Here is a 19259-nt window from a genome sequence, read left to right on the forward strand (position 1 = left end):
GGTCAGCGGCCGATGGTATCAGCGTTCACATGCAGCGGACGGAGCCTGCCGTCGTAGTCGGCCAGGCGCGGAAATTCGAGCGGGACGTCGGCGTCGAGCGACTGGAGGCGGTCTTTCCAGGCTTCCATGGCCTGATTCCGCGCTTCGTCGGACAGATAGGGAATGTGCCAGCCGACGAAGGGCGGCAGCACCTGCAGTCCGGCATAGGCCAGCGTGCCCTGCAGGAAATGCTTCAACATGTCCTCGATCGGTCCGTGGATGCCTTGCGGCTCGAACATGTGTTCCTGACCGCCCAGCGTGAGGCCGACGAGCGCGCGGCGCCCGGCCAGGCCGCCGCGATCGTAGAAGCGCTTGCCGCCGTAGACCTGGCCCGAGACGAACACACGGTCGATCCAGCCCTTGAGGATGGCTGGCGTCGAATACCAGAAGACGGGAAAGACGAACACCACCAGATCGCACCACAGCAGCTTGTCGAGTTCCGCGCGAATGTCGGCGCTGAGGGTGCCGGTCTGCACGCCGTGCCGCTGCTCGAGCGCGTAGACGCAGTAGTCGGGATCGGCGCGCTCGCCGAAGTCGGCGGTCGAGGCCACCGGCTGAAAGCCCATGGCGTAGAGATCGGAGACCTGGACTTCATGGCCTTGCTGCGCGAAGGCTTCGACCGCGGCGGATTTCATCGCGGTGCAGAAGGACTGCGGCTCGGGGTGGGCGTGGACGACGAAGACTTTCATGGTTTGGTGCTCACTGTCGGCAGGCTGCACCGTTGCCGCAATGGGCCGGGGGCGCCTTTTTGTTGGCAATCGCTTCGGCTGAAGCATTTGCGGATGAAAGCAGTTTAGAAAGCCGGGCCTGCCGTGTAGAGTGGCAAAAACGACTATCTACATGCGAATTCCGTCACGCCATGATCCGCGCCGCGATCCTCGTGCTCGAGCAGTGCCATGCCTCTAGCGCCGCTGGTTTTGCCGACATCCTGCAGGTCGCGAACGCGCATCTGCGCCGGCAGCAGGGCGCCGATGCGATGCAGTTCGGCTGGCGCTTCGTCGCTGCATCGGACGAGCCCGTCATCGCGAGCAATGGCCTGCAACTGCAGGCGCGCAAGCTGGAGCCGGGCGAGCGCTACGATCTCGTCTTCATCCCTGGTCTGCACTACGAGAGCCGCGCGCGCTTCGACCGCTTGCTCGAGCGCCAGGCCGAGGCCTGTGCCTGGCTGGCGACGCAGTGGCGGGCGGGAGCGTGGGTCGCCGCCAACTGCACCGGCACTTTCGTGCTGGCGCAGACGGGGCTGCTCGCCGGCAGGACGGCGACGACGACCTGGTGGCTGGAACGCCAGTTCCGCGCCCGCTATCCCGAGGTGGAGCTGCAGTTGCGCTCGGTGGTCACCGAGTCGGAGCGGATGGTCTGTGCGGGCGCCTCGGCCTCCTACCTGCTGCAGGCGATCCGTGTCGTCGAACGCTTTGCCGGGCAGGCAGTTGCCGCGCAGACCGCCAGGAGCCTGCTGATCGACGTCGGCCAGACCAGCCAGGTCCCTTACCTGCCGCTGCTGGCGGAGCGGACGCACGCGGATTCGCTGGTGCAGCGCGCGCAGCACTGGCTGCAGAGCAACATGACGCGGGAGCTGCGGATCGCCGAGCTTGCCGCGGCGCTGGCGGTCAGCGACCGCACGTTGATCCGACGCTTCAAGGCCGCGCTGGAACAGACGCCGCTGGCCTATCTGCAGGACCTCCGGCTCGAAGCCGCGCGCAGGCTGCTCGAAACCGGCGACCTGAGCATGGACGCCATCGCCGGCCAGGTCGGTTATGCCGATACCAGCTCGTTCTCGCGGCTCTTCCGCCAGCGTGTCGGCATGAGCCCGGGGGCGTATCGGAATCGGTTCCGGATCGATCTGGCGCCCAGGTGACGGCAGCCGGTCGGATATCGCAAAAGCCGGGTGGCGGCAGGGGGGCACTTTTGCTTCCTGCCGCGAGAACGAGCGCTCAAGCCTTGGCCTTCTCCGATTCGCACACCGTCAGTGCCGGCTTCGTGGGTGGAGCCGAGACGATGTGGGTGAAGAGATCGAGCCCGCCCCCCCCCGATCGGTTTTCTGTGACGGGAATTCGGCAGTCATTGGCCGCGGGTGAATAGATAGTCGTTGTCTGCCAGCGGGATGTGACAGGAGAAGCACTGGATGCCGCCATCCGTCACCGCCCTGGCGTTCGGGTCGCCGCCCTTGAAGGCCTGGAAGCCCCAGCCGCCTGTTTCGGGATAAAGCTCGTCGTCCTTGACCATCACGGCGACGACCTTGCGCGCGGCCTGGGACAGCGAGTGGTTGTCGTCCGCGGAATAGGCGAAGCGGTCCACGGCGAAGGTGGCGCCCTTGGCGAACTTGCCGGTCTTCAAACCCTCCAGCGCGGCGGCATCGACATAGACGTGCTGGATGCCGACGTTGCCTGCCGGCTCGTGCCCGTCGAGGTTGACGGTCGAATGATGGTGGTGCCAGTCGCGGTAGCCTTCCGGTAAGGGAATCTGGCTGGTGTCCTGCGCGGCCAGCGCGGTGCCTGCGCTGCCGAGGGTGATGGCAATTGCCAGTGTCCTGAACATTTCGTCGCCTCCTGATCTCGTCTCGGGAACGGGGCCGGCGATGGGCCGGAGCCCGTGTTCTTGATGGGCTATGCCCAGTTTCAGGCTACATGCGCCATGCAGTGTCCGGCATCGCCGTAATCGGCAAGCGCAGATAGAGAAAATCATGATTCGGCGTTTCGCGAGGCAAGGCATGAGGCGAGCGCGTGGGCAGAATACACATGTCATGAGTATGGATTTGATCCATCGCATGGAAACCGGCAGGTGTTCCGTCTTAGCGTCGGAGGTCATTCCGCGACCGGCCGCCGCTGCGCGGCCACCCTCAGGAGTTTTCCATGTTTCTGCTCGACTGGCTGTTCGGCAGGCATCACGACAAACCACGGGCCGAGCCTGCCCATTCGGCGCCGGAATCCGGGCCCTGCGCGCCCGGTACCTCGATCCGCTACAGCAGCGACCTGATCGAGCATTTGGTGCGCGATCACCGCAGCATGCTCGACTGCTTCGGCCAGATCGGCAGCGCTGCGCGCAGCGGGCGCCTGGACGAGGTGGTGCCGCTGCTGGAGCGTTTCCGCGCCGACCTGCACGGCCATCTGCTGGTCGAGAACGTGCGGTTGTACGTGTATCTCGAGCATGCGCTGGCGAACGATCCCGCCAGCCATGCGCTGATGCACGGATTCCGCCACGACATGGACGAGATCGGCAAGAAGGTCGTCGCTTTCCTGACGCGCTACGCCCGTCTTGGCGAGGATCCTTCCCTGGCGGCCAGCTTCGTTGCCGATCTCGATGCCGTGGGTGCGGCGCTGGTCGACCGCATCCGGCGTGAGGAAGAGGTGCTCTACCCGCTGTACGCGCCGGTGGCCTGAGGCTGCAGGCTGCGCCAGACCGTGACCGCGGCCGAGTGTTTCAGCCCAGCACCTGGCCGTGCTCGCGGGTGGCGTGGAAGGTGACTTTCGGCCACTTCTCCGCCGTCACTTCGAGGTTGTAGCGGCTGGTCGCCAGATACACCGGGTTGCCGTCGATGTCCTTGCCCAGGCGCAGCGCCTGCTCGCGCTCGAAGTTGCGGCGGGTGAGGTCGTCGGGGTAGGTCAGCCAGCGCGCGGTGTGGATGTCGGCCGGCTCGAAGATCGCGTCAACCTTGTATTCGTCCTTCAGGCGCTGGGCGACGATCTCGAACTGCAGCACGCCGACCGCGCCCAGCAGCATCTGGCCGCCTTCGAGTTCGAAGACCTGGATCGCGCCCTCCTCGCCCAGCTCCTGCAGGCCTTTCTGCAACTGCTTGGACTTCAGCGGATCGCGCAGGCGGGCGGCGCGGAACAGTTCGGGCGAGAAGTACGGAATGCCCTTGAAGCCGATGTTCTCGCCTTCGCTCAGGGTGTCGCCGATCTGCAGCTGGCCGTGGTTGTGGATGCCGATGATGTCGCCGGCGACGCCGTCCTGCATGATCACGCGCTCGTTGGCCATGAAGGTCAGCGCGTTGGCGAGCTTCATGTCGCGGCCGGCGCGCACGTGCCTGACCTTCATGCCCGAGCTGTAGCGGCCCGAGCAGATGCGGAAGAAGGCGATGCGGTCGCGGTGCTTGGGATCCATGTTGGCCTGGATCTTGAACACGAAGCCGGTGAAGGCCGGCTCGGCCGGCTGCACCATGCGCGTGCCGTCCGCCGCGTTCGTGCCGGCAACGCGGGGCTGCGGCGGCGGCGCCCAATCGAGCAGCGCCTGCAGGATCTCCTGCACGCCGAAGTTGTTGATCCCGGAGCCGAAGAACACCGGCGTCTGCTGGCCGGCGAGGAATTCGGCGAGATCGAAGGGCGGCGAGGCGCCGTCGATCAGTTCCACGTCCTCGCGCAACTGGCCGATTTCCAGCGGGAAGCGGCTGTCGAGCTCGGCATTGCCCAGGCCCTTGATGATCTCGCCGTCGCTGCGGCGCTCCTCGCCCGGCGTGAAGGTCAGCACCTGCTGTTGCAGCAGGTGGTAGACGCCGCGGAAGGCCTTGCCCATGCCCAGCGGCCAGGTCACCGGCGCGCAGGTGATCTTCAGCACGTCCTCGATCTCGGCGAGCAGGTCGAAAGGCTCGCGCACTTCGCGGTCGAGCTTGTTGACGAAGGTGATGATCGGCGTGTTGCGCATGCGGCAGACGTTGAGCAGCTTGATCGTCTGCGCTTCCACGCCCTTGGCGGCGTCGATCACCATCACCGCGGCATCGACCGCGGTCAGCACGCGGTAGGTGTCTTCCGAGAAGTCCTCGTGGCCCGGCGTGTCGAGCAGGTTGATGGTGTGGCTCTGGTAGTCGAACTGCATCACCGAACTGGTCACCGAGATGCCGCGCTGCTTTTCCACTTCCATCCAGTCCGAGGTGGCGTGGCGGGCGGACTTGCGCGCCTTCACCGTGCCGGCGAGCTGGATTGCGCCGCCGAACAGCAGCAGCTTTTCGGTCAGTGTGGTCTTGCCCGCGTCGGGGTGGGAAATGATGGCGAAGGTGCGGCGCTTGTCGACGTCGCGCAGCAGCTCGGGCGGGAAGGGGGTGGTCGTCATCGGGATTCGTCAGCGAAAAGAAAACCGCCTGCGCGCGATGGTGCGAGGCGGGACGGTGGCGATTCTACCAAGGATGCGACGGGCTGCCGTTGCGCCGAGCGGGCTGCGGCGGTACGGAACGGGCAAGAAAACGGGCATCGGCGCCGGACGGGGCGCCGATGCCCGATGTGGCTCCATGGCGGGAGCAGAGGAGAAACGCGGAAAGGTGCGGCCGGCGAGGTGCAGCCGGCCAGGTGCGGCCGGCGAGGCACCGTCTTATTTCTTCTTGCCGACCTGGTCACCGATGACGCCGCCGATGGCTGCGCCGCCCACGGTACCGAGAATGCCGCCGTCGGTGATGACTGCGCCAGCCACACCGCCGACTGCAGCGCCGGTCGCGGCGCTCTTTTCGCGCGAGGACATGTTGTCCCAGGTCGCGCAACCCGTTGCGGCGATGGTGATCAGGATGGCGGGGATCAGGCTGTGGATCTTCATGCTGTGCTCCTTTCTTCTGCTTGCTGGATGGCAGGAACGCTGGTGTTCCGCCGATCGCCGAGGCCATGAATGGGAACACGGTGCCGGCGGAAAACTCCGCGCTCAGCGTGACGACTTGTTTCAACCCTGCAGCTGTCCGGTATCCGCCACTGGCGCCATTCCCGTGGGGCCGGCGGCAAGCACGGCGGTCGGCATCACGGCCCTGCGGATTGCGCATTAACATTTGGACGCAGCTTGGCAGCAGGATGCAGGGCACCGGCACGGCAGGCATGGGCTTCGGCATCCTCGATGCCCGGACGCTTGTCCGCGCCGGCCGCACACGGCAGCATGCAGTCATCCGTCCGTTTCCATCCACGCCATGCTGCTGCTCGAAGCCTCTCTCGCCCAATCCATCGTCGATCGCACGATGCAGATCCTGCATGCCAACGTGAATGTCATGGATGCGCGCGGGGTCATCATCGCCAGCGGCGATGCGGCCCGCATCGGCAGTCCGCACGAGGGGGCGATGATGGTGCTGGCGCAAGAACGCACGATCGAGATCGACGATGCGCTGGCGCGCCGCCTGCACGACGCGCGGCCGGGCATCAACCTGCCGCTGCGCGCCGAAGGCGGCATCGTCGGCGTGATCGGGCTCAGCGGCGAACCCGACGCCATCCGCCAGTTCGCCGAACTGCTGCGGATGGCTGCCGAAACGATGATCGAGCAGGCGCGGCTGATGCAGATCATCGCGCGCGATGCGAGGCTGCGTGAGGAACTGGTGCTGCAATTGATCGGTGCGGCCGCACCGGCGCCGGCGCTGGAAGAATGGGCGCGCCAGCTCGGCGTCGATCCGGCGTGCCAGCGCGTCGCGCTGTTGCTCGAGCCCGACCCTGCCGTTGCCGATGCGGCCGCTCAGCTTGCCGGGCAACAGCGGCTGCTGCGTGTGCTGGCCGCAGAGCCAGGGATATTGTGCGCACCGGTGTCGCTGCGCGAAGTGGTCGCCCTGCTGCCGGTATCCGCTGCACCGGATGTGGCGAAGCATCTGCGCACACGGGCCGAAGCCCTGCTTGCGCGTCTGCAGCGCGATGGCCAGGTGGCGCTGCGCCTGGCGCTCGGCGGTGTGTTTCCGGGCAGTGCCGGGCTGGCGCGTTCCTACCAGTCCGCGCGCTCAGTGCTGCGACTCGGCCGCCAGCGCGGCGGCGCGTTCCATTGTTATGCCGACCAGACACTGGCGGTGCTGCTGGCCGGCCTGAACGAAGGTTGGCAGGCGGATGAGCTGCGCCGTCCGCTGCAGCGCTTGTCGCAGCACGATCGCGACGGTCAGCTGCGGCATACGCTCGCTGCCTGGTTCGCGCACGACATGAAGTCGGCTGCTGCCGCACGCGCACTGGGCGTTCATCGCAATACGCTCGATTATCGCCTGCGCCGGCTCGGGGAACTGAGCGGGCTGGATCTGGCCCGGCTGGACGATTGTCTGCTGCTGTTCATCGCCTTGCAGCTCGATGCGGCCGGTCCGGCATGATGTTTATATGTATGAGTGCACAATTAATATTAAAAATATAGACATATTTTGTGCGTTCAGATGAAGATCACAAGGCGCATCCGGTTCTAAGCTGTGGCTGCCGTGGAAGTGCCATCGTGCCTCTTATCCATTCCTCGCCTGGAGCCTGCTCATGAACAAGATCGTCATCGCCCCCGATTCCTACAAGGAAAGCCTGTCCGCGCTGGAAGTCGCCCAAGCGGTCGAGGCCGGCTTCCGCGCTGTCTTTCCGCAGGCCGAATACGTGCTGGTGCCGGTCGCCGATGGCGGCGAAGGCACGGTTGACGCGATGGTGGCCGCCACCGGCGGACGTCGCCTGGAAGCCGCCGTCACCGGCCCGCTGGGCGACAGCGTGCCGGCTTTCTACGGCCTCACCGGCGACGGTGCCACCGCGGTGATCGAGATGGCAGCCGCCAGCGGCCTGATGCTGGTGCCGCCGGCGCAGCGCGATCCGCTGCGCACCACCTCGCGCGGCACCGGCGAGCTGATCCGCGCCGCGCTCGACGCCGGCGCACGGCGCTTCATCCTCGGCATCGGCGGCAGCGCCACCAACGACGGCGGCGCCGGCATGGTGCAGGCGCTGGGCGCGCGGCTGCTGAACGCCGACGGCCGTGAGCTGGGGCCGGGCGGCGGTCTGCTGGCCGAACTGGAGCGAATCGACGTCTCCGCGCTCGATCCGCGCCTGGCCGAATGCTGCATCGAAGTCGCCTGCGACGTGGACAACCCGCTCACCGGCCCACGCGGGGCCTCGGCGGTGTTCGGCCCGCAGAAGGGCGCGACGCCGGACATGGTGCGGGTCCTGGACGACAACCTCGCCCGCTTCGCCCGCATCGTCGAGCGCGACCTCGGCGTGGCGGTGGACCAGGTGCAGGGCGCCGGCGCGGCCGGCGGCATGGGGGCGGCGATGCTCGCCTTCTTCGGCGCGGTGCTGAAGCCGGGCATCGAGATCGTCACCGCCGCGGTCGATCTCGACCGCCACGTGCGCGATGCCGATCTCGTCGTCACCGGCGAGGGCCGCATCGACTTCCAGACCGTGCATGGCAAGACGCCGATCGGCGTCGCCCGCGTCGCCAAGCGCCACGGCAAGCCGGTGATCGGCATCGCCGGCTCGCTCGGCGCCAACGTCGGCGTCGTGCACGAGCACGGCATCGACGCGGTGTTCAGCGTGCTCTGCCGTCCCTGCACGCTTGAAGAGGCGCTGAGCGATGCGGCGGCGAACGTCGAACTCACCGCCCGCAACGTGGCTGCCACGCTGCGCATCGGCCGTGGCGCGCCTGCGTTACCATGAGCGCCCCCTGAGCTTCCGCCCATAGAGCCGTCTTGGACATCATCTTCGGCATCATCCTGCCGGTCTTCGGCACGCTCGGCCTCGGCTATGTCGCGGCGCGCTGTGGCGTGTTCGACGAGGCGGCCAATCGCGGGCTGTCGCTGTTCGTGTTCAACTTCGCCCTGCCGCTGATGCTGTTCCGCGCCATCGCCCAGGCCGAACTGCCCGCGGCGATGCCCTGGGGTTATCTGCTGTCCTACTACATCGGTGCGTTCGCGGTGTTCGGGCTGGCGATGCTGGCCGGGCGGCTGCTGTTCGGGCGCCGGCTGGACGAGCAGGCGGTGCTCGGCCTCGGCGCCGGCTTCTCCAACACCGGCATGCTCGGCATTCCGCTGGTGATGACGGCCTACGGTCCGTCGGCGGCGCTGCCGCTGTTCGTCATGATCGCCTGCCACAGCCTGCTGATGCTGCCGCCGACCACCGCGCTGATCGAGGCGGCGCGCGGCGGCCAGCAGTCGGCGGCGGCGACGCTGCTGAAGCTGGGCAAGAGCGTGCTGGCGACGCCGATCATCTGGGGGCTGAGCTGCGGCCTGGCATTTGCGCTGTCCGGCGTGCCCTTGCCCGGTCCGCTCGATTCGGTGGCCGGCGGCCTGGGCGCCGCGGCCACGCCCTGCGCGCTGTTCGCGCTCGGCGCCTCGCTGACGCGCTACAGCCTGGGCGGCAACCTGCGCGAACCGCTGGTGCTGGTGGCGCTGAAGACGGTGGGACTGCCGCTGCTGGTGTGGCTGCTGGCGACCCAGGTGTTCGAGGTGCCGCCGCTATGGGTGGCGACCGGCGTGCTGCTGGCGGCGCTGCCGGCCGGGATCACACCTTATCTCTTCGCCCAGCGCTACAACGTCTGCCAGTCCTCGGTCGCCTCGGCGGTGTTCCTGTCCACGCTGCTGTCGGTGGTCACGCTGACGGCACTGCTGTTCCTGCTGCGGCCCTGATGTCCGACTTCCTCGCGATCCTCAGCTTTTCGTTTTCGGTCACCGGGCCGATCTTCGTGCTGCTCGGCCTGGGCGTGCTGCTGCGCCGCACCGGCATGCTGACCGACGGCTTCATCGACGCCGGCTCCAGGCTGGTGTTCACCATCGCCCTGCCCACGCTGCTGTTCACCAGTATCGCCAAGACGCGCATCGCCGAATCGGCCAATGCCGGCATGATCGCCTATGGCCTGGCGGCGACGCTGCTCATCTATCTGGTGCTCGAATGGGCGGCGAAATTCATCGTGCCGTCCGAACGCGACCGCGGCGTGGTGGTGCAGGGTGCATTCCGTTCCAACTTCGGCGTCGTCGGCCTGGCCTACTGCGTCAACGCCTACGGCGACGCCGGGCTTGCCGCGGCCTCGCTCTACCTCGGCCTGGTCACGATCCTGGTCAACGTGCTCGCCGTCATCACCCTCAGCCGCTCGCTGCACCGCAGCCAGGGCATCGGCAGGATCGTGCGCGGCATTGCTACCAACCCGCTGATCATCGGCATCCTGCTCGCGCTGCCGGTGTCGGCGCTGGAAATCCGCCTGCCGGCGCTGGCGCTGAGTTCGGCCCAGTACCTCGCCGACATGACGCTGCCGCTGGCCTTGCTATGCACCGGCGCCTCGCTCGACTTCCGCAGCCTGCGCTCGGAAATCGCCAGCACTACGCTGGCCGCGCTCGGCAAGCTGGTGATCGTGCCGGTGCTGCTGACGCTGGGCGCGGTGGCGCTGGGTTTCCGCGGCATCGAACTGGGCATCCTGATGCTGATGGCCTCGGCACCGTCGGCTGCCGCCGGTTACGTGATGGTGCGGGCGATGGGCGGCAACGCCACGCTGGCGGCGAACATCATCGCGCTGACGACGCTGGGCTCGTTGCTGACGACCAGCTTGGGGGTGATGGTATTGCGGAGTGGCGGGCTGATCTGAGTGATTGAGGCTATGCATTGACGGCAAGCGAAGTCACGAGGACCTGGTTTCGGAAGGGGCACGTAGATCGGGCAGCTCCGGCCGAACGCTGTCTCCACCCGGTTGCCGTGCTGGGCCTGCGCACAGCTGGAAGGGGGCGAGATCGATGATCTGGACCGCAACCTCGACACCTTGCGCGCCTCCGCCCTCAAGAGGCACCACGCCCCGCTTGCATTGGCCCTCATGCTGAACTTTAGTGAAAGTGCGCAAATGCCGTGTGGCAGGCGCTTTCAGGGGGTGCGGCATGCTGATCACACGCGAGGTGCTTACCCGGATGGGCGCGAGCAGCGCCAATGCCGACCGTTACGTCGATGCGCTCAATTCGGTGATGGCCGTCCATGCCATCGACACAGTGCCGCGCATCGCGCATTTTCTTGCCCAGGTGATGCACGAATCGGGCTGTCTGCGGCTGACTGTCGAGAACCTGAATTATTCGGCGGACGGATTGCTGACAGTTTTCCCGCGGTATTTCGGCACACGCGCCGAGGCCGAGGTCTGTGCGCGCAAGCCGGAAATGATCGCCTGCAGGGTTTATGGCGGGCGCATGGGCAACGGACCGGCGGTGAGCGGCGATGGCTGGCGTTACCGCGGCCGCGGCCTGATCCAGCTGACGGGCAAGGACAACTACCGCGGCTTTGCGCAATGGTGCGGCCGGGACGTGCTGGCCGATCCGGATCTCGTTGCCGGCAATCTGGCGGTCGATGCCGCGGTGTTTTTCTGGAAGCGCGAGAATCTGAACGCGCTGGCCGACGTGGATGATCTGAAAGCGGTAACGCGCCGTGTCAATGGCGGTTTGAACGGCTTTGCCGATCGCCGCGAACTGCTCGAAAGAGCGCGCCAGGCCTTGCGTGATCTGGGGCTGGCGGGGAGCTTCGTGCCGGCGATGTCCCCCTTCACACCGACTCACCGTGTCGTGCCCTTGCAACTCAATCTGCGTTCCACGCCACAGGTGGCACCGGGCAGCCTGCTCGCCGCGCTGGCTCAGGGTACTGAAGTCGAGCTGCGCGCGCCGGCGGCGGTGGATGGCTGGGTGGAGGTCCATGTATTGCTCAATGGTGTCGTCCGTGCGGGCGTGCTGGCCGAGCGCTACCTGGAGCCTTGCCCGGTGCGTTCCCGCACCCGTGGCGCTCAGCGTTCCCGCAGTGCGCCGGCGATGGACGTGCTGCCAGCGCTGCACGCAGTCCATCTGGAGGCCGACCGCGCCGACGTCACCCGTGTACGCGATGGGGGGCGGGCTTATCCGTTGGGCGAGGCCGACCGCCCTGCACGTACTGGAGCCAATGGCGCACGCGACGCCGGAGGGCTGCAGAGGATCATCGATTATCTCGATGTCGCCAGGGCCGATCACCTGCGTTACCAGCCACGAGCCGGCACGAACTTCTGCAGCACCTATGCCGCCGATTATGCGGATCTGGCAGGTGCCTACCTGCCTCACGTGTGGTGGAGCGACTCGGCGCTGCGCCGTTTGGCCTTGGGCGAAGCCGTGGAGGTGGGATACGGTCAGACGGTGCGTGAACTGAATGCCAATGCCCTGTACGACTGGCTCGACGAGCATGGCACCGGGTTTGGCTGGGTGCGCGAGCTTGATCTGACCCTGCTGCAGGCAGCAGCGAATGGCGGTGAAGTCTGCGTAATCGTCGCCAGGCGCCGCGACCTCAACAGCTCCGGCCACATCAGTGTCGTCGTGCCCGAACAGGAGGGGAGCGAAGCGAAGCATGCCGCCGATGGCGAGGTTCTGCGCCCGCTCGAGTCGCAGGCCGGGACACGCAATGTCACCCGGGGGGTTTCGGCCGGTGCGTGGTGGACTGCTGAGCGTTTCCAGTCCTTCGCATTCTGGCGGCATCCTTGATCGGCCGCCGGCGCACTGTTGCATGGCGAAACACGCCCTGGATGGAATCTTTTGCCCGGGATGCGTCTCTGAAACGGTATTCTGCCGCTTCGGCCCGCCGTAGCGGCCCCGACACCTTGATGGGATGCCTCATGTATCGAGATCCGAAGTTCTCCGGTCTTTTCAATCAGTTCGCTGCCCGTGGCGGCACTCCGCCCAGCCTGCTGCAGAAGGTCATCGCTGCGATCGTCACCGTTGCGGTGTTTGGTGTGGCACTGATGTTCTCGGTGGTCTTCTTTGCCGTCGTCGTTACCGTCGGCGCCGTGGCCTGGGGTTATCTGTGGTGGAAGACGCGCGCGCTGCGCAAGCAGATGCGAGACCATCCGCCGACCGCGCGCGGCATGGTGATCGAGGGGGAGGTCATCCGCGAAGTCGAGATCGAGGAAGGTTCAGGGCGTGCGGGTCCGGGACGCGATCGTCCTGGCGATGATCAGCCGGTGCGCTGAGCGCCATCGCCCCATACCCCGTTGGCTTGGTGTAGTCTTTCCGTCCCCCGTCGGCGTACCGCAAGGGCAGGCGGCGGGATCCCATACAGACAGAGGACAACAAGCATGAGCACTGTGACCCTTGGCGGCAACCCGATCGACGTGGCTGGCCGTTTTCCGCAGGCGGGTGACGCCGCCCCCGCCTTCAAGCTGACCGGAGCCGACCTGGCAGACGTCGGCCTCGACGCCTTTGCCGGCAAGCGCAAGGTGCTGAACATCGTCCCCAGCCTCGACACGCCGGTATGCGCAACGTCTGCGCGCAAGTTCAACACCGAGGCGAGCAGCCTGGCCGACACCGTGGTGCTGGTCGTCTCCGCCGACCTGCCCTTCGCCGCCAAGCGCTTCTGCGAAACCGAGGGCCTGCAGAACGTCAAGACGCTGTCGACCTTCCGCAACTCCGCCTTCGCCCAGGACTACGGTGTTGCCATCACCTCCGGCCCGCTGGCCGGCGTGACCGCGCGCGCGGTAGTGGTGCTCGACGCCAATGACAAGGTCGTGTATTCGCAGCGCGTACCCGAGATCAAGGAGGAGCCGGACTACGCTGCTGCACTGGCTGCGTTGAAGTAAACTCCGCCGCTTGCGCAAACGACGGCCTGCCCGCGGGGCGGCCTACCGACGGAGTGGCGAGATGCAGCAAGAAGAATCCGGCGTGTGTGATGTCCTGGTCATCGGATCGGGACCGGCCGGAGCCACGGTAGCGCCCCTGCTGGCGGAAAAGGGCTACAAGGTCGTCGTGCTGGAAAAGGACCGCTATCCGCGTTTCCACATTGGCGAATCCTTGTTGCCTGCCAATCTGCCCTTGCTGGAACGGCTGGGCATTGCCGACGAAGTGCGAGCGATCGGCATGATGAAACCGGGGGCGCAGTTCGTGTCCCCGCATCATCCGCACACTCAGACCTTTTATTTCTCCAAGGCGTGGAACAAATCCATGCCCTACGCCTATCAGGTGCTGCGCTCCGAGTTCGATGCCGTGCTGATGCGCAACGCCGTCCGGCGCGGTGTCGAAGTCGTCGAAGGCTGCCGGGCGAAATCGGTGAACTTCGAGGCCGAAGACCGTGTGGTGGTTCAGGCGGCCCACGACGACGGCCGTGAGCAGACCTGGCAGGCGCGTTTCCTGGTGGATGCCTCGGGCCGCGACACCTTCCTCGCCAATCGATTCAAGATCAAGAACCGCAATCCCAAGCACACCAGCGCAGCGGTGTTCGGCCATTTCTCGGGCGCGCGCCGGAACACCGGCAGCGACGAGGGCAACATCACCATCTTCTGGTTCGAACACGGCTGGTTCTGGTTCATACCGATGATGAATGACGTCACCAGCGTCGGCATGGTGACCTGGCCCTATTTCATGAAGACGCGCGGCAGCCGCAATCTGGAGCAGTTCCTGCGCGACGGCATCGCAAGCTGCCCGCCGCTGGCCGAGCGCCTCGAGGGCGCCGAACTGGTGCATGCGGTCGAGGGGACGGGGAATTTCTCCTACGCTGCCGGGCGCAATCATGGCCCCAACTACCTGATGCTGGGTGACGCCTACGCCTTCGTCGATCCAGTGTTTTCGTCCGGTGTCTGGCTGGCGATGAACAGCGGCCTGATGGCGTCCGAAACGATCGACACCTGCCTGCGCGAGCCGGCCAGGGCCGGCGCGGCGCTGAAGCACTTCGATCGCCGCATGAAGCACGGGCCGAAAGTGTTCTCCTGGTTCATCTACCGCATGACCAACCCGATCATGCGGGATTTCTTCATGGGGCCGAGAAACGCCTTCCGCACTCAGGAAGCCTTGCTGTCGGTGCTGGCGGGCGACATTTTCGGCAAGACACCCATCTGGCCCTCGGTGTGGGCCTTCAAGGTGTTGTATTACGCTGCCAATCTGTTCCAGCCCCGTCGGGCGTTCGCTGCCTGGAAGCGCCGCCGCTTCAACATCCGTCGAGTGGAAGAAGCGGCCTGAATGCCTGTATCATCGCGTGCTTTCGCCGATTCTGCCGCACCGAGGCATGATGAGAGCATGAGCTTCCTGTCGTTCCAGACCGCTACCCAAGCGCTCCGCGCTGTTTGCGACTCTGCCAGTGTGCTGGGCGGTATTCGCTTGGGTACGGCTACTCCGGCGGAATGGCCTGAACAGGCGCTGCCGGCGGTGCTGTCCGCCTCGTCCGCCCAGCCCGGTCCGCTACGAGAATTCTGGCGGGTGTCCCAGCCCTGCATCGGCGGACACGACGAGGGCATCGCCTGGCGGCGGGCCGGTGATCTGCTCTACGGCGTGATCGAGCTTGATGAAGCCGATTTCGCCGACGCTTCGGCCAGTCCCTTGCAGGCCGCTGCCGAAGCCGCCTACCGCCGCATTTTCCGCCTGCTCGACGCCCAAGGCTTGCCAGAGCTGTGGCGGGCATGGAATTACATGGCGGCGATCAATAGTGAAACCCATGGCCTTGAACGCTACCGCCAGTTCAACATCGGGCGGCAGAACGCCTTCGATGCCGCCCGCGGCGCAGGCTGCCGGATACCGGCTGCCTGCGCGCTGGGCCTGGTCGACGGCCCGCTATTGATTGCCTTCATGGCCGGCAAGGAGGCGATCGTGCCGGTAGAGAATCCCCGTCAGGTCAGTGCTTACCGTTATCCCGAGGATTACGGGCCGCGCAGCCCGACTTTCTCGCGTGCTGCGCTGGCCTATCCGCCGGGGCAGGAAGTGCTGTTCATTTCCGGCACTGCCAGCATCGTCGGCCACCATACGGTGCATGTCGGCGACGTCGCCGCGCAGACGCGGGAAAGCCTGCTGAACATCCTGGTCGTGCTCGACGAAGCCAATCGTATCGCGCGGACCGGGCCGTTCCGCTCGGAAGCCCTGATCTGCCGCGCCTATCTGCGTGATGCCGTGGATCTGCCAGTGGTCGACGCCCTTGTCCGCGAAATGCTCGGCGAGGTCGAAGTCAGCTACGTCGAAGCCGACGTGTGCCGTGCCGATCTGCTGGTCGAGATCGAGGCGATGGCCTTGCAAGCGCGATGAAAAGCCTGTGCACGCGCATCTGGCGCGTCTATGAAGCGGTGGCGATGTGCCTCGGGCTGGGTGCGCTGGCCGTGGTCTGCCTGACATGGCTGCCTTTTGCGATGGTGCTCAATCCGCTGCTGCCGCAGCGCCTCGCCCAGCGCATCGGCCGCTATGCGATCTTCACCGGGCTGCGCATCTACCTGCTGTTCCTGCGCGTGTTCTGCGCCTGCCGCTTCGACTTCGGCGAACTCGACCGCCTGCGCGACGGCGGGCCGGTGGTGGTGGTGGCCAACCACCCGTCGCTGCTCGATGCGGTGCTGATTCTGTCGCGCCTGCCCAACGCCGTCTGCGTGATGAAGGCCAGCATCCTCGACAACATCCTGTTCGGCGCCGCCGCCCGCATGGCGCGCTACATCCGCAACGACGCGCCCTTCAAGATGATCCGCGACGCGCGCAAGGAACTGGCCGACGGCGCGCAACTGGTGATCTTCCCCGAAGGCAGCCGTACCCGCCTGTTCCCGCTCGACCGCTGCATGCCGACCGCCGGCCTGATCGCGGGCCGCGCCAAGGTGCCGGTGCAGGCGCTGCTGATCGAGTTTTCCACGCCTTACCTCGGCAAGGCGTGGCCGCTGGCCAGGCCGCCCTCGCTGCCGCTGTCCTGCCGCATCCGCTTCGGGCGGCGCTTTTCACCGCCGACCGACGTCAGCGCCTTCACCGCCGAACTGGAAGCCCACCTGCGTGCCGAGCTGGGCGCTACCGAAGCCGCCGAGCCCGCCCCGCAACCCGCCAGCGCCTGAACCATGCCGCAGCCTTCGCGCACCCCTTCGCGTACCCATCTCGTCCTCATCCCCAGCTACAACCCCGGCCCCGGCGTGCTTGAAACGGTGCGTGCCGCGCGCGCGCAATGGTCGCCGGTGTGGGTGGTGGTCGATGGCAGCACCGATGGCAGCGCCGGGCGGCTGCAGGCGCTCGCGGAACAGGACGAAGGGCTGCACGTGATCGTGCTGCCCGAGAACCGCGGCAAGGGCGCAGCGGTGCTGGAAGGCATGGAGCGGGCTGCGGCTCAGGGCTTCACCCATGCGCTGACGATGGATTCCGACGGCCAGCATCCGGCCGATCTGATCCCCGAGTTCATGGCCGCTTCGCAGGCCGACCCCGGCGCAATGGTGCTGGGCAAGCCGGTGTTCGGTGCCGATGCGCCGGCACTGCGCGTCAATGGCCGCAAGGTGTCGAACTGGTGGGCCAACTTCGAAACCCTGTGGATGGGCATCGGCGATTCGCTGTACGGCTTTCGCGTGTATCCGATGGCGTCGCTGATCCGCATCATGCGCGGCAGCCGCTGGATGCGCCGCTTCGACTTCGATCCCGAGGCCGTCGTGCGCCTGTGCTGGGCCGGCGTGCGGCCGATCAACCTCGCCGCGCCGGTGCGCTACCTCAGCGCCAGTGAAGGCGGCGTGTCGCATTTCCGCTACCTGCGCGACAACGTGCTGCTGACCGGTATGCACACCCGCTTGTTCTTCGGCTTCCTCGGCCGCCTGCCCGCCCTGCTGCTGCGCCGCCTTTCTTCCCGTCGAGATATCCCCTGATGACCAAGAAAAATTCCGCGCTCAAGGACGATGCCCGTCTGGACGCCTATTTTGCCGACGAAGGCGAACGGCGCAGCGTGACGCGGGAGATGTTCGACGAAGCCGCGGCCGGCTACGATCAGGCCGACCGCATCACCGCGCTCGGCAGCGGGCGCTGGTATCGGCGCGAAGTCCTGCGCCGCAACGGCGTGCGGTCCGGCATGGCGGTGCTGGACGTGGCTGCCGGCACCGGCCTGGTCACGGTCGAAGCCCACCAGCTCGTGGGGCCGCAAGGCCGCGTGGTGGCGCTCGACCCCTCGCCTGGCATGCTGACCGAGCTGAAGAAGAAGCTCGACGTCGAAACCCTGACTGCTTATGCCGAGTCGATCCCGTTGCCCGACGCCAGCGTCGATTTCGTCTCGATGGGCTATGCGCTGCGCCACGTAGGCGACATGGACGCCGCGTTCGGCGAGTATTTCCGCGTGCTGAAGCCGGGCGGCCGCGTCTGCCTGATGGAAATCAGCCGTCCGGCAAGCCGCCTCGGGCAACTTGCGCTGCGCGCCTACATCGGCGGCGTCGTGCCGGTGGTCGCGCGCCTGTCCGGCCAGGCCGCCGACGTGCGGCGCCTGTGGGAATACTACGGCGACACCATCGATGCCGCCGCCGATCCGGAATCCATTCTGGCCGCGCTGCGGCGCGCCGGTTTCGTCGATGTCGATTGTGCGCTGACCTTCGGCATCTTCCGGGAGTACACCGGACGCAAGGCATGAACACCACCGAGCTTTTCCTCATCGCCATGGCGATGATCTTCGCCCTGCCCTGGCTGATCTGGCGCCTGGGCAACACCGACTATTACGCGCCGCTGGTCGTCATCCAGATCCTGACCGGCATCCTGCTTGGGCCGGGTGTGCTCGGCGCGGCCTTCCCCGACTACTACCACTTCGTGTTCACCCCGGCGGTGGTGCAGACCCTGACCGGCATCGCCTGGTGGGGCGTGATGCTGTTCGTGATGATCGCCGGTATTGAGCTCGACCTCGGCAAAGCCTGGCAGCACCGCCGCGAAAGCGGCATTACCGCGGGGCTGGCGCTGGGCGTGCCTTTCGTCTTCGGTGCCGCGGCGGCCGTCGTGATGCTGCTGACGGGCAAGGGCTGGCTCGGCGGCCAGGGCGAGCACTGGCAGTTCGTGCTCGGCATCGGCATGGCCTGTGCGGTGACGGCGCTGCCCATCCTGATCCTGCTGATGGAAAAGATGGACATCCTGCGCCAGCCGCTCGGCCAGCGCATCCTGCGCTACGCCAGCCTGGACGACATCGCCATCTGGGCGGTGCTGGCGCTGATCCTGATGGACTGGCAGCGGGTCGGCAAGCAGGTGATCTTCCTGATCGGCTTTGCCGTCGCCACCTGGCTGTTCCGCCGGCTGATGGCAGCCGTCGCCGAGCGCGACCGCTGGTACCTGGCGCTGATCTGGCTGGCGGTGTGCGGTTTCGCCGCCGACTGGGCCGGCCTGCACAGCATGGTCGGCGCTTTCCTGGCCGGCGCGGCGATGGAATCCAGGTGGTTCGACCAGGAAAGGATGGACCTGCTGCGCCACCACGTGCTGCTGGCGCTGATGCCGGTTTTCTTCCTGTCAACCGGTCTGCGCACGAACTGGGAGGTCGGCGGCGGTGCCGTCTTCGCCGCTGCCGCACTGCTGCTCGCCGCCTCGGTGGCCGGCAAGCTGCTCGGCGTCCAACTGGCCGGCCGCATCCTGAAATGGCCGCCGGGCGAAGCCACGATCATCGGTTGGCTGCTGCAGACCAAGGCGCTGATCATGATCATCTTCGCCAACGTGCTGCTGGATCGCCACATCATCTCCAGCGAAACCTTCACCGCGCTGCTGCTGATGGCGGTGGCGAGCACCATGCTGACGGTGCCGAAGGTGGCGCCCAGGCTGCGGGGCGGGTGAGCGCAGGCGGTCCGGGGCGTCTGCCTCATGCCAGTTTCCGGGTGCCGGCCTCCGCTATCATGCCGGGTCGGCGATGTCTGCT

At 66.6% G+C, this 19259-nt stretch carries 18 protein-coding genes and 1 pseudogene; 15 read left to right on the forward strand and 4 right to left on the reverse strand.

Annotated elements, in window-relative coordinates:
- Nucleotides 1-2: 2 nt before the first annotated feature.
- Nucleotides 3-728: an NAD(P)H-dependent oxidoreductase gene (locus tag QM748_RS15875; protein WP_415247877.1), complete on the reverse strand. Its 726-nt coding sequence runs from the start codon at nucleotides 726-728 to the stop codon at nucleotides 3-5.
- A 170-nt stretch (nucleotides 729-898) separates the two neighbouring features.
- Between QM748_RS15875 and QM748_RS15880 the strand changes: the two genes are divergently transcribed.
- Nucleotides 899-1894, forward strand: coding sequence for a GlxA family transcriptional regulator (locus QM748_RS15880; RefSeq protein ID WP_415247878.1), 996 nt, complete (start codon nucleotides 899-901; stop codon nucleotides 1892-1894).
- A gap of 203 nt (nucleotides 1895-2097) precedes the next feature.
- Here the strand turns inward: QM748_RS15880 and QM748_RS15885 are convergent, their stop codons facing one another.
- Entirely contained in the window at nucleotides 2098-2574 is a 477-nt protein-coding gene (locus QM748_RS15885; protein WP_415247879.1) for a cytochrome P460 family protein, read from the reverse strand.
- A gap of 314 nt (nucleotides 2575-2888) precedes the next feature.
- Here QM748_RS15885 and QM748_RS15890 point away from each other — a divergent pair, with 314 nt between their 5' ends.
- Complete coding sequence (locus tag QM748_RS15890; RefSeq protein ID WP_415247880.1) at nucleotides 2889-3416, forward strand: hemerythrin domain-containing protein; 528 nt, start codon at nucleotides 2889-2891, stop codon at nucleotides 3414-3416.
- Nucleotides 3417-3456: 40 nt separating this feature from the next.
- On the opposite strand, the gene QM748_RS15895 is transcribed toward QM748_RS15890, so the two are convergent.
- Complete coding sequence (locus QM748_RS15895; RefSeq protein ID WP_415247881.1) at nucleotides 3457-5082, reverse strand: peptide chain release factor 3; 1626 nt, start codon at nucleotides 5080-5082, stop codon at nucleotides 3457-3459.
- Between the two features lie 255 nt (nucleotides 5083-5337).
- On the reverse strand, nucleotides 5338-5556 hold the full coding sequence (locus tag QM748_RS15900) for a glycine zipper 2TM domain-containing protein (RefSeq protein ID WP_415247882.1): 219 nt from the start codon (nucleotides 5554-5556) through the stop codon (nucleotides 5338-5340).
- Between the two features lie 358 nt (nucleotides 5557-5914).
- On the opposite strand from QM748_RS15900, the gene QM748_RS15905 reads away from it, so the two are divergent.
- From QM748_RS15905 to QM748_RS15965, 13 genes and pseudogenes are all read left to right on the forward strand, one after another.
- Complete coding sequence (locus QM748_RS15905) at nucleotides 5915-7057, forward strand: sugar diacid recognition domain-containing protein (RefSeq protein ID WP_415247883.1); 1143 nt, start codon at nucleotides 5915-5917, stop codon at nucleotides 7055-7057.
- A 151-nt stretch (nucleotides 7058-7208) separates the two neighbouring features.
- On the forward strand, nucleotides 7209-8363 hold the full coding sequence (locus tag QM748_RS15910) for a glycerate kinase (RefSeq protein WP_415247884.1): 1155 nt from the start codon (nucleotides 7209-7211) through the stop codon (nucleotides 8361-8363).
- A gap of 32 nt (nucleotides 8364-8395) precedes the next feature.
- Nucleotides 8396-9331, forward strand: coding sequence for an AEC family transporter (locus QM748_RS15915; RefSeq protein ID WP_415247885.1), 936 nt, complete (start codon nucleotides 8396-8398; stop codon nucleotides 9329-9331).
- Nucleotides 9331-10281, forward strand: a complete 951-nt coding sequence (locus QM748_RS15920) for an AEC family transporter (protein ID WP_415247886.1) — start codon at nucleotides 9331-9333, stop codon at nucleotides 10279-10281. Before QM748_RS15915 ends, QM748_RS15920 begins: the two co-directional genes overlap by 1 nt.
- A 583-nt stretch (nucleotides 10282-10864) precedes the next feature.
- Nucleotides 10865-11038, forward strand: a pseudogene (locus QM748_RS15925) (glycoside hydrolase family 19 protein); the annotation flags it as partial.
- 1172 nt (nucleotides 11039-12210) lie between these two features.
- On the forward strand, nucleotides 12211-12654 hold the full coding sequence (locus QM748_RS15930) for a hypothetical protein (RefSeq protein ID WP_415248092.1): 444 nt from the start codon (nucleotides 12211-12213) through the stop codon (nucleotides 12652-12654).
- Between the two features lie 105 nt (nucleotides 12655-12759).
- Nucleotides 12760-13260 carry a thiol peroxidase gene (tpx, locus tag QM748_RS15935; RefSeq protein ID WP_415247887.1) on the forward strand — a complete coding sequence of 167 codons (501 nt, stop codon included), beginning with the start codon at nucleotides 12760-12762 and terminating at the stop codon, nucleotides 13258-13260.
- A gap of 61 nt (nucleotides 13261-13321) precedes the next feature.
- Nucleotides 13322-14632: an NAD(P)/FAD-dependent oxidoreductase gene (locus QM748_RS15940; RefSeq protein ID WP_415247888.1), complete on the forward strand. Its 1311-nt coding sequence runs from the start codon at nucleotides 13322-13324 to the stop codon at nucleotides 14630-14632.
- Between the two features lie 57 nt (nucleotides 14633-14689).
- Entirely contained in the window at nucleotides 14690-15685 is a 996-nt protein-coding gene (locus QM748_RS15945) for a hypothetical protein (protein WP_415247889.1), read from the forward strand.
- Nucleotides 15682-16464 (forward strand): lysophospholipid acyltransferase family protein, encoded by a 783-nt coding sequence (locus QM748_RS15950; RefSeq protein WP_415247890.1) that lies wholly within the window; start codon nucleotides 15682-15684, stop codon nucleotides 16462-16464. Before QM748_RS15945 ends, QM748_RS15950 begins: the two co-directional genes overlap by 4 nt.
- Nucleotides 16465-16467: 3 nt before the next feature.
- Nucleotides 16468-17253, forward strand: a complete 786-nt coding sequence (locus tag QM748_RS15955; RefSeq protein ID WP_415247891.1) for a glycosyltransferase family 2 protein — start codon at nucleotides 16468-16470, stop codon at nucleotides 17251-17253.
- The gene (locus tag QM748_RS15960) at nucleotides 17253-18002 is read left to right on the forward strand and encodes a class I SAM-dependent methyltransferase (RefSeq protein WP_415247892.1); all 750 of its coding nucleotides are present in this window, start codon (nucleotides 17253-17255) and stop codon (nucleotides 18000-18002) included. Before QM748_RS15955 ends, QM748_RS15960 begins: the two co-directional genes overlap by 1 nt.
- A complete protein-coding gene (locus QM748_RS15965; protein WP_415247893.1) occupies nucleotides 17999-19177 on the forward strand; it encodes a cation:proton antiporter in 1179 nt (392 codons plus the stop codon). The genes QM748_RS15960 and QM748_RS15965 overlap by 4 nt, the downstream gene beginning before the upstream one ends.
- The last annotated feature ends 82 nt before the right edge of the window (nucleotides 19178-19259 follow it).

It is taken from the genome of Thauera sp. (assembly GCF_047601425.1).
GTDB lineage: Bacteria > Pseudomonadota > Gammaproteobacteria > Burkholderiales > Rhodocyclaceae > Thauera.

Excerpts from the sequence above, each read along its gene's own strand:
- QM748_RS15875 (WP_415247877.1), bottom strand. The coding sequence starts at position 728 with ATGAAAGTCTTCGTCGTCCACGCCCACCCCGAGCCGCAGTCCTTCTGC.
- QM748_RS15880 (WP_415247878.1), top strand. The coding sequence starts at position 899 with ATGATCCGCGCCGCGATCCTCGTGCTCGAGCAGTGCCATGCCTCTAGC.
- QM748_RS15885 (WP_415247879.1), bottom strand. The coding sequence starts at position 2,574 with ATGTTCAGGACACTGGCAATTGCCATCACCCTCGGCAGCGCAGGCACC.
- QM748_RS15890 (WP_415247880.1), top strand. The coding sequence starts at position 2,889 with ATGTTTCTGCTCGACTGGCTGTTCGGCAGGCATCACGACAAACCACGG.
- QM748_RS15895 (WP_415247881.1), bottom strand. The coding sequence starts at position 5,082 with ATGACGACCACCCCCTTCCCGCCCGAGCTGCTGCGCGACGTCGACAAG.
- QM748_RS15900 (WP_415247882.1), bottom strand. The coding sequence starts at position 5,556 with ATGAAGATCCACAGCCTGATCCCCGCCATCCTGATCACCATCGCCGCA.
- QM748_RS15905 (WP_415247883.1), top strand. The coding sequence starts at position 5,915 with ATGCTGCTGCTCGAAGCCTCTCTCGCCCAATCCATCGTCGATCGCACG.
- QM748_RS15910 (WP_415247884.1), top strand. The coding sequence starts at position 7,209 with ATGAACAAGATCGTCATCGCCCCCGATTCCTACAAGGAAAGCCTGTCC.
- QM748_RS15920 (WP_415247886.1), top strand. The coding sequence starts at position 9,331 with ATGTCCGACTTCCTCGCGATCCTCAGCTTTTCGTTTTCGGTCACCGGG.
- QM748_RS15930 (WP_415248092.1), top strand. The coding sequence starts at position 12,211 with ATGGAATCTTTTGCCCGGGATGCGTCTCTGAAACGGTATTCTGCCGCT.
- tpx (WP_415247887.1), top strand. The coding sequence starts at position 12,760 with ATGAGCACTGTGACCCTTGGCGGCAACCCGATCGACGTGGCTGGCCGT.
- QM748_RS15940 (WP_415247888.1), top strand. The coding sequence starts at position 13,322 with ATGCAGCAAGAAGAATCCGGCGTGTGTGATGTCCTGGTCATCGGATCG.
- QM748_RS15945 (WP_415247889.1), top strand. The coding sequence starts at position 14,690 with ATGAGCTTCCTGTCGTTCCAGACCGCTACCCAAGCGCTCCGCGCTGTT.
- QM748_RS15950 (WP_415247890.1), top strand. The coding sequence starts at position 15,682 with ATGAAAAGCCTGTGCACGCGCATCTGGCGCGTCTATGAAGCGGTGGCG.
- QM748_RS15955 (WP_415247891.1), top strand. The coding sequence starts at position 16,468 with ATGCCGCAGCCTTCGCGCACCCCTTCGCGTACCCATCTCGTCCTCATC.
- QM748_RS15960 (WP_415247892.1), top strand. The coding sequence starts at position 17,253 with ATGACCAAGAAAAATTCCGCGCTCAAGGACGATGCCCGTCTGGACGCC.
- QM748_RS15965 (WP_415247893.1), top strand. The coding sequence starts at position 17,999 with ATGAACACCACCGAGCTTTTCCTCATCGCCATGGCGATGATCTTCGCC.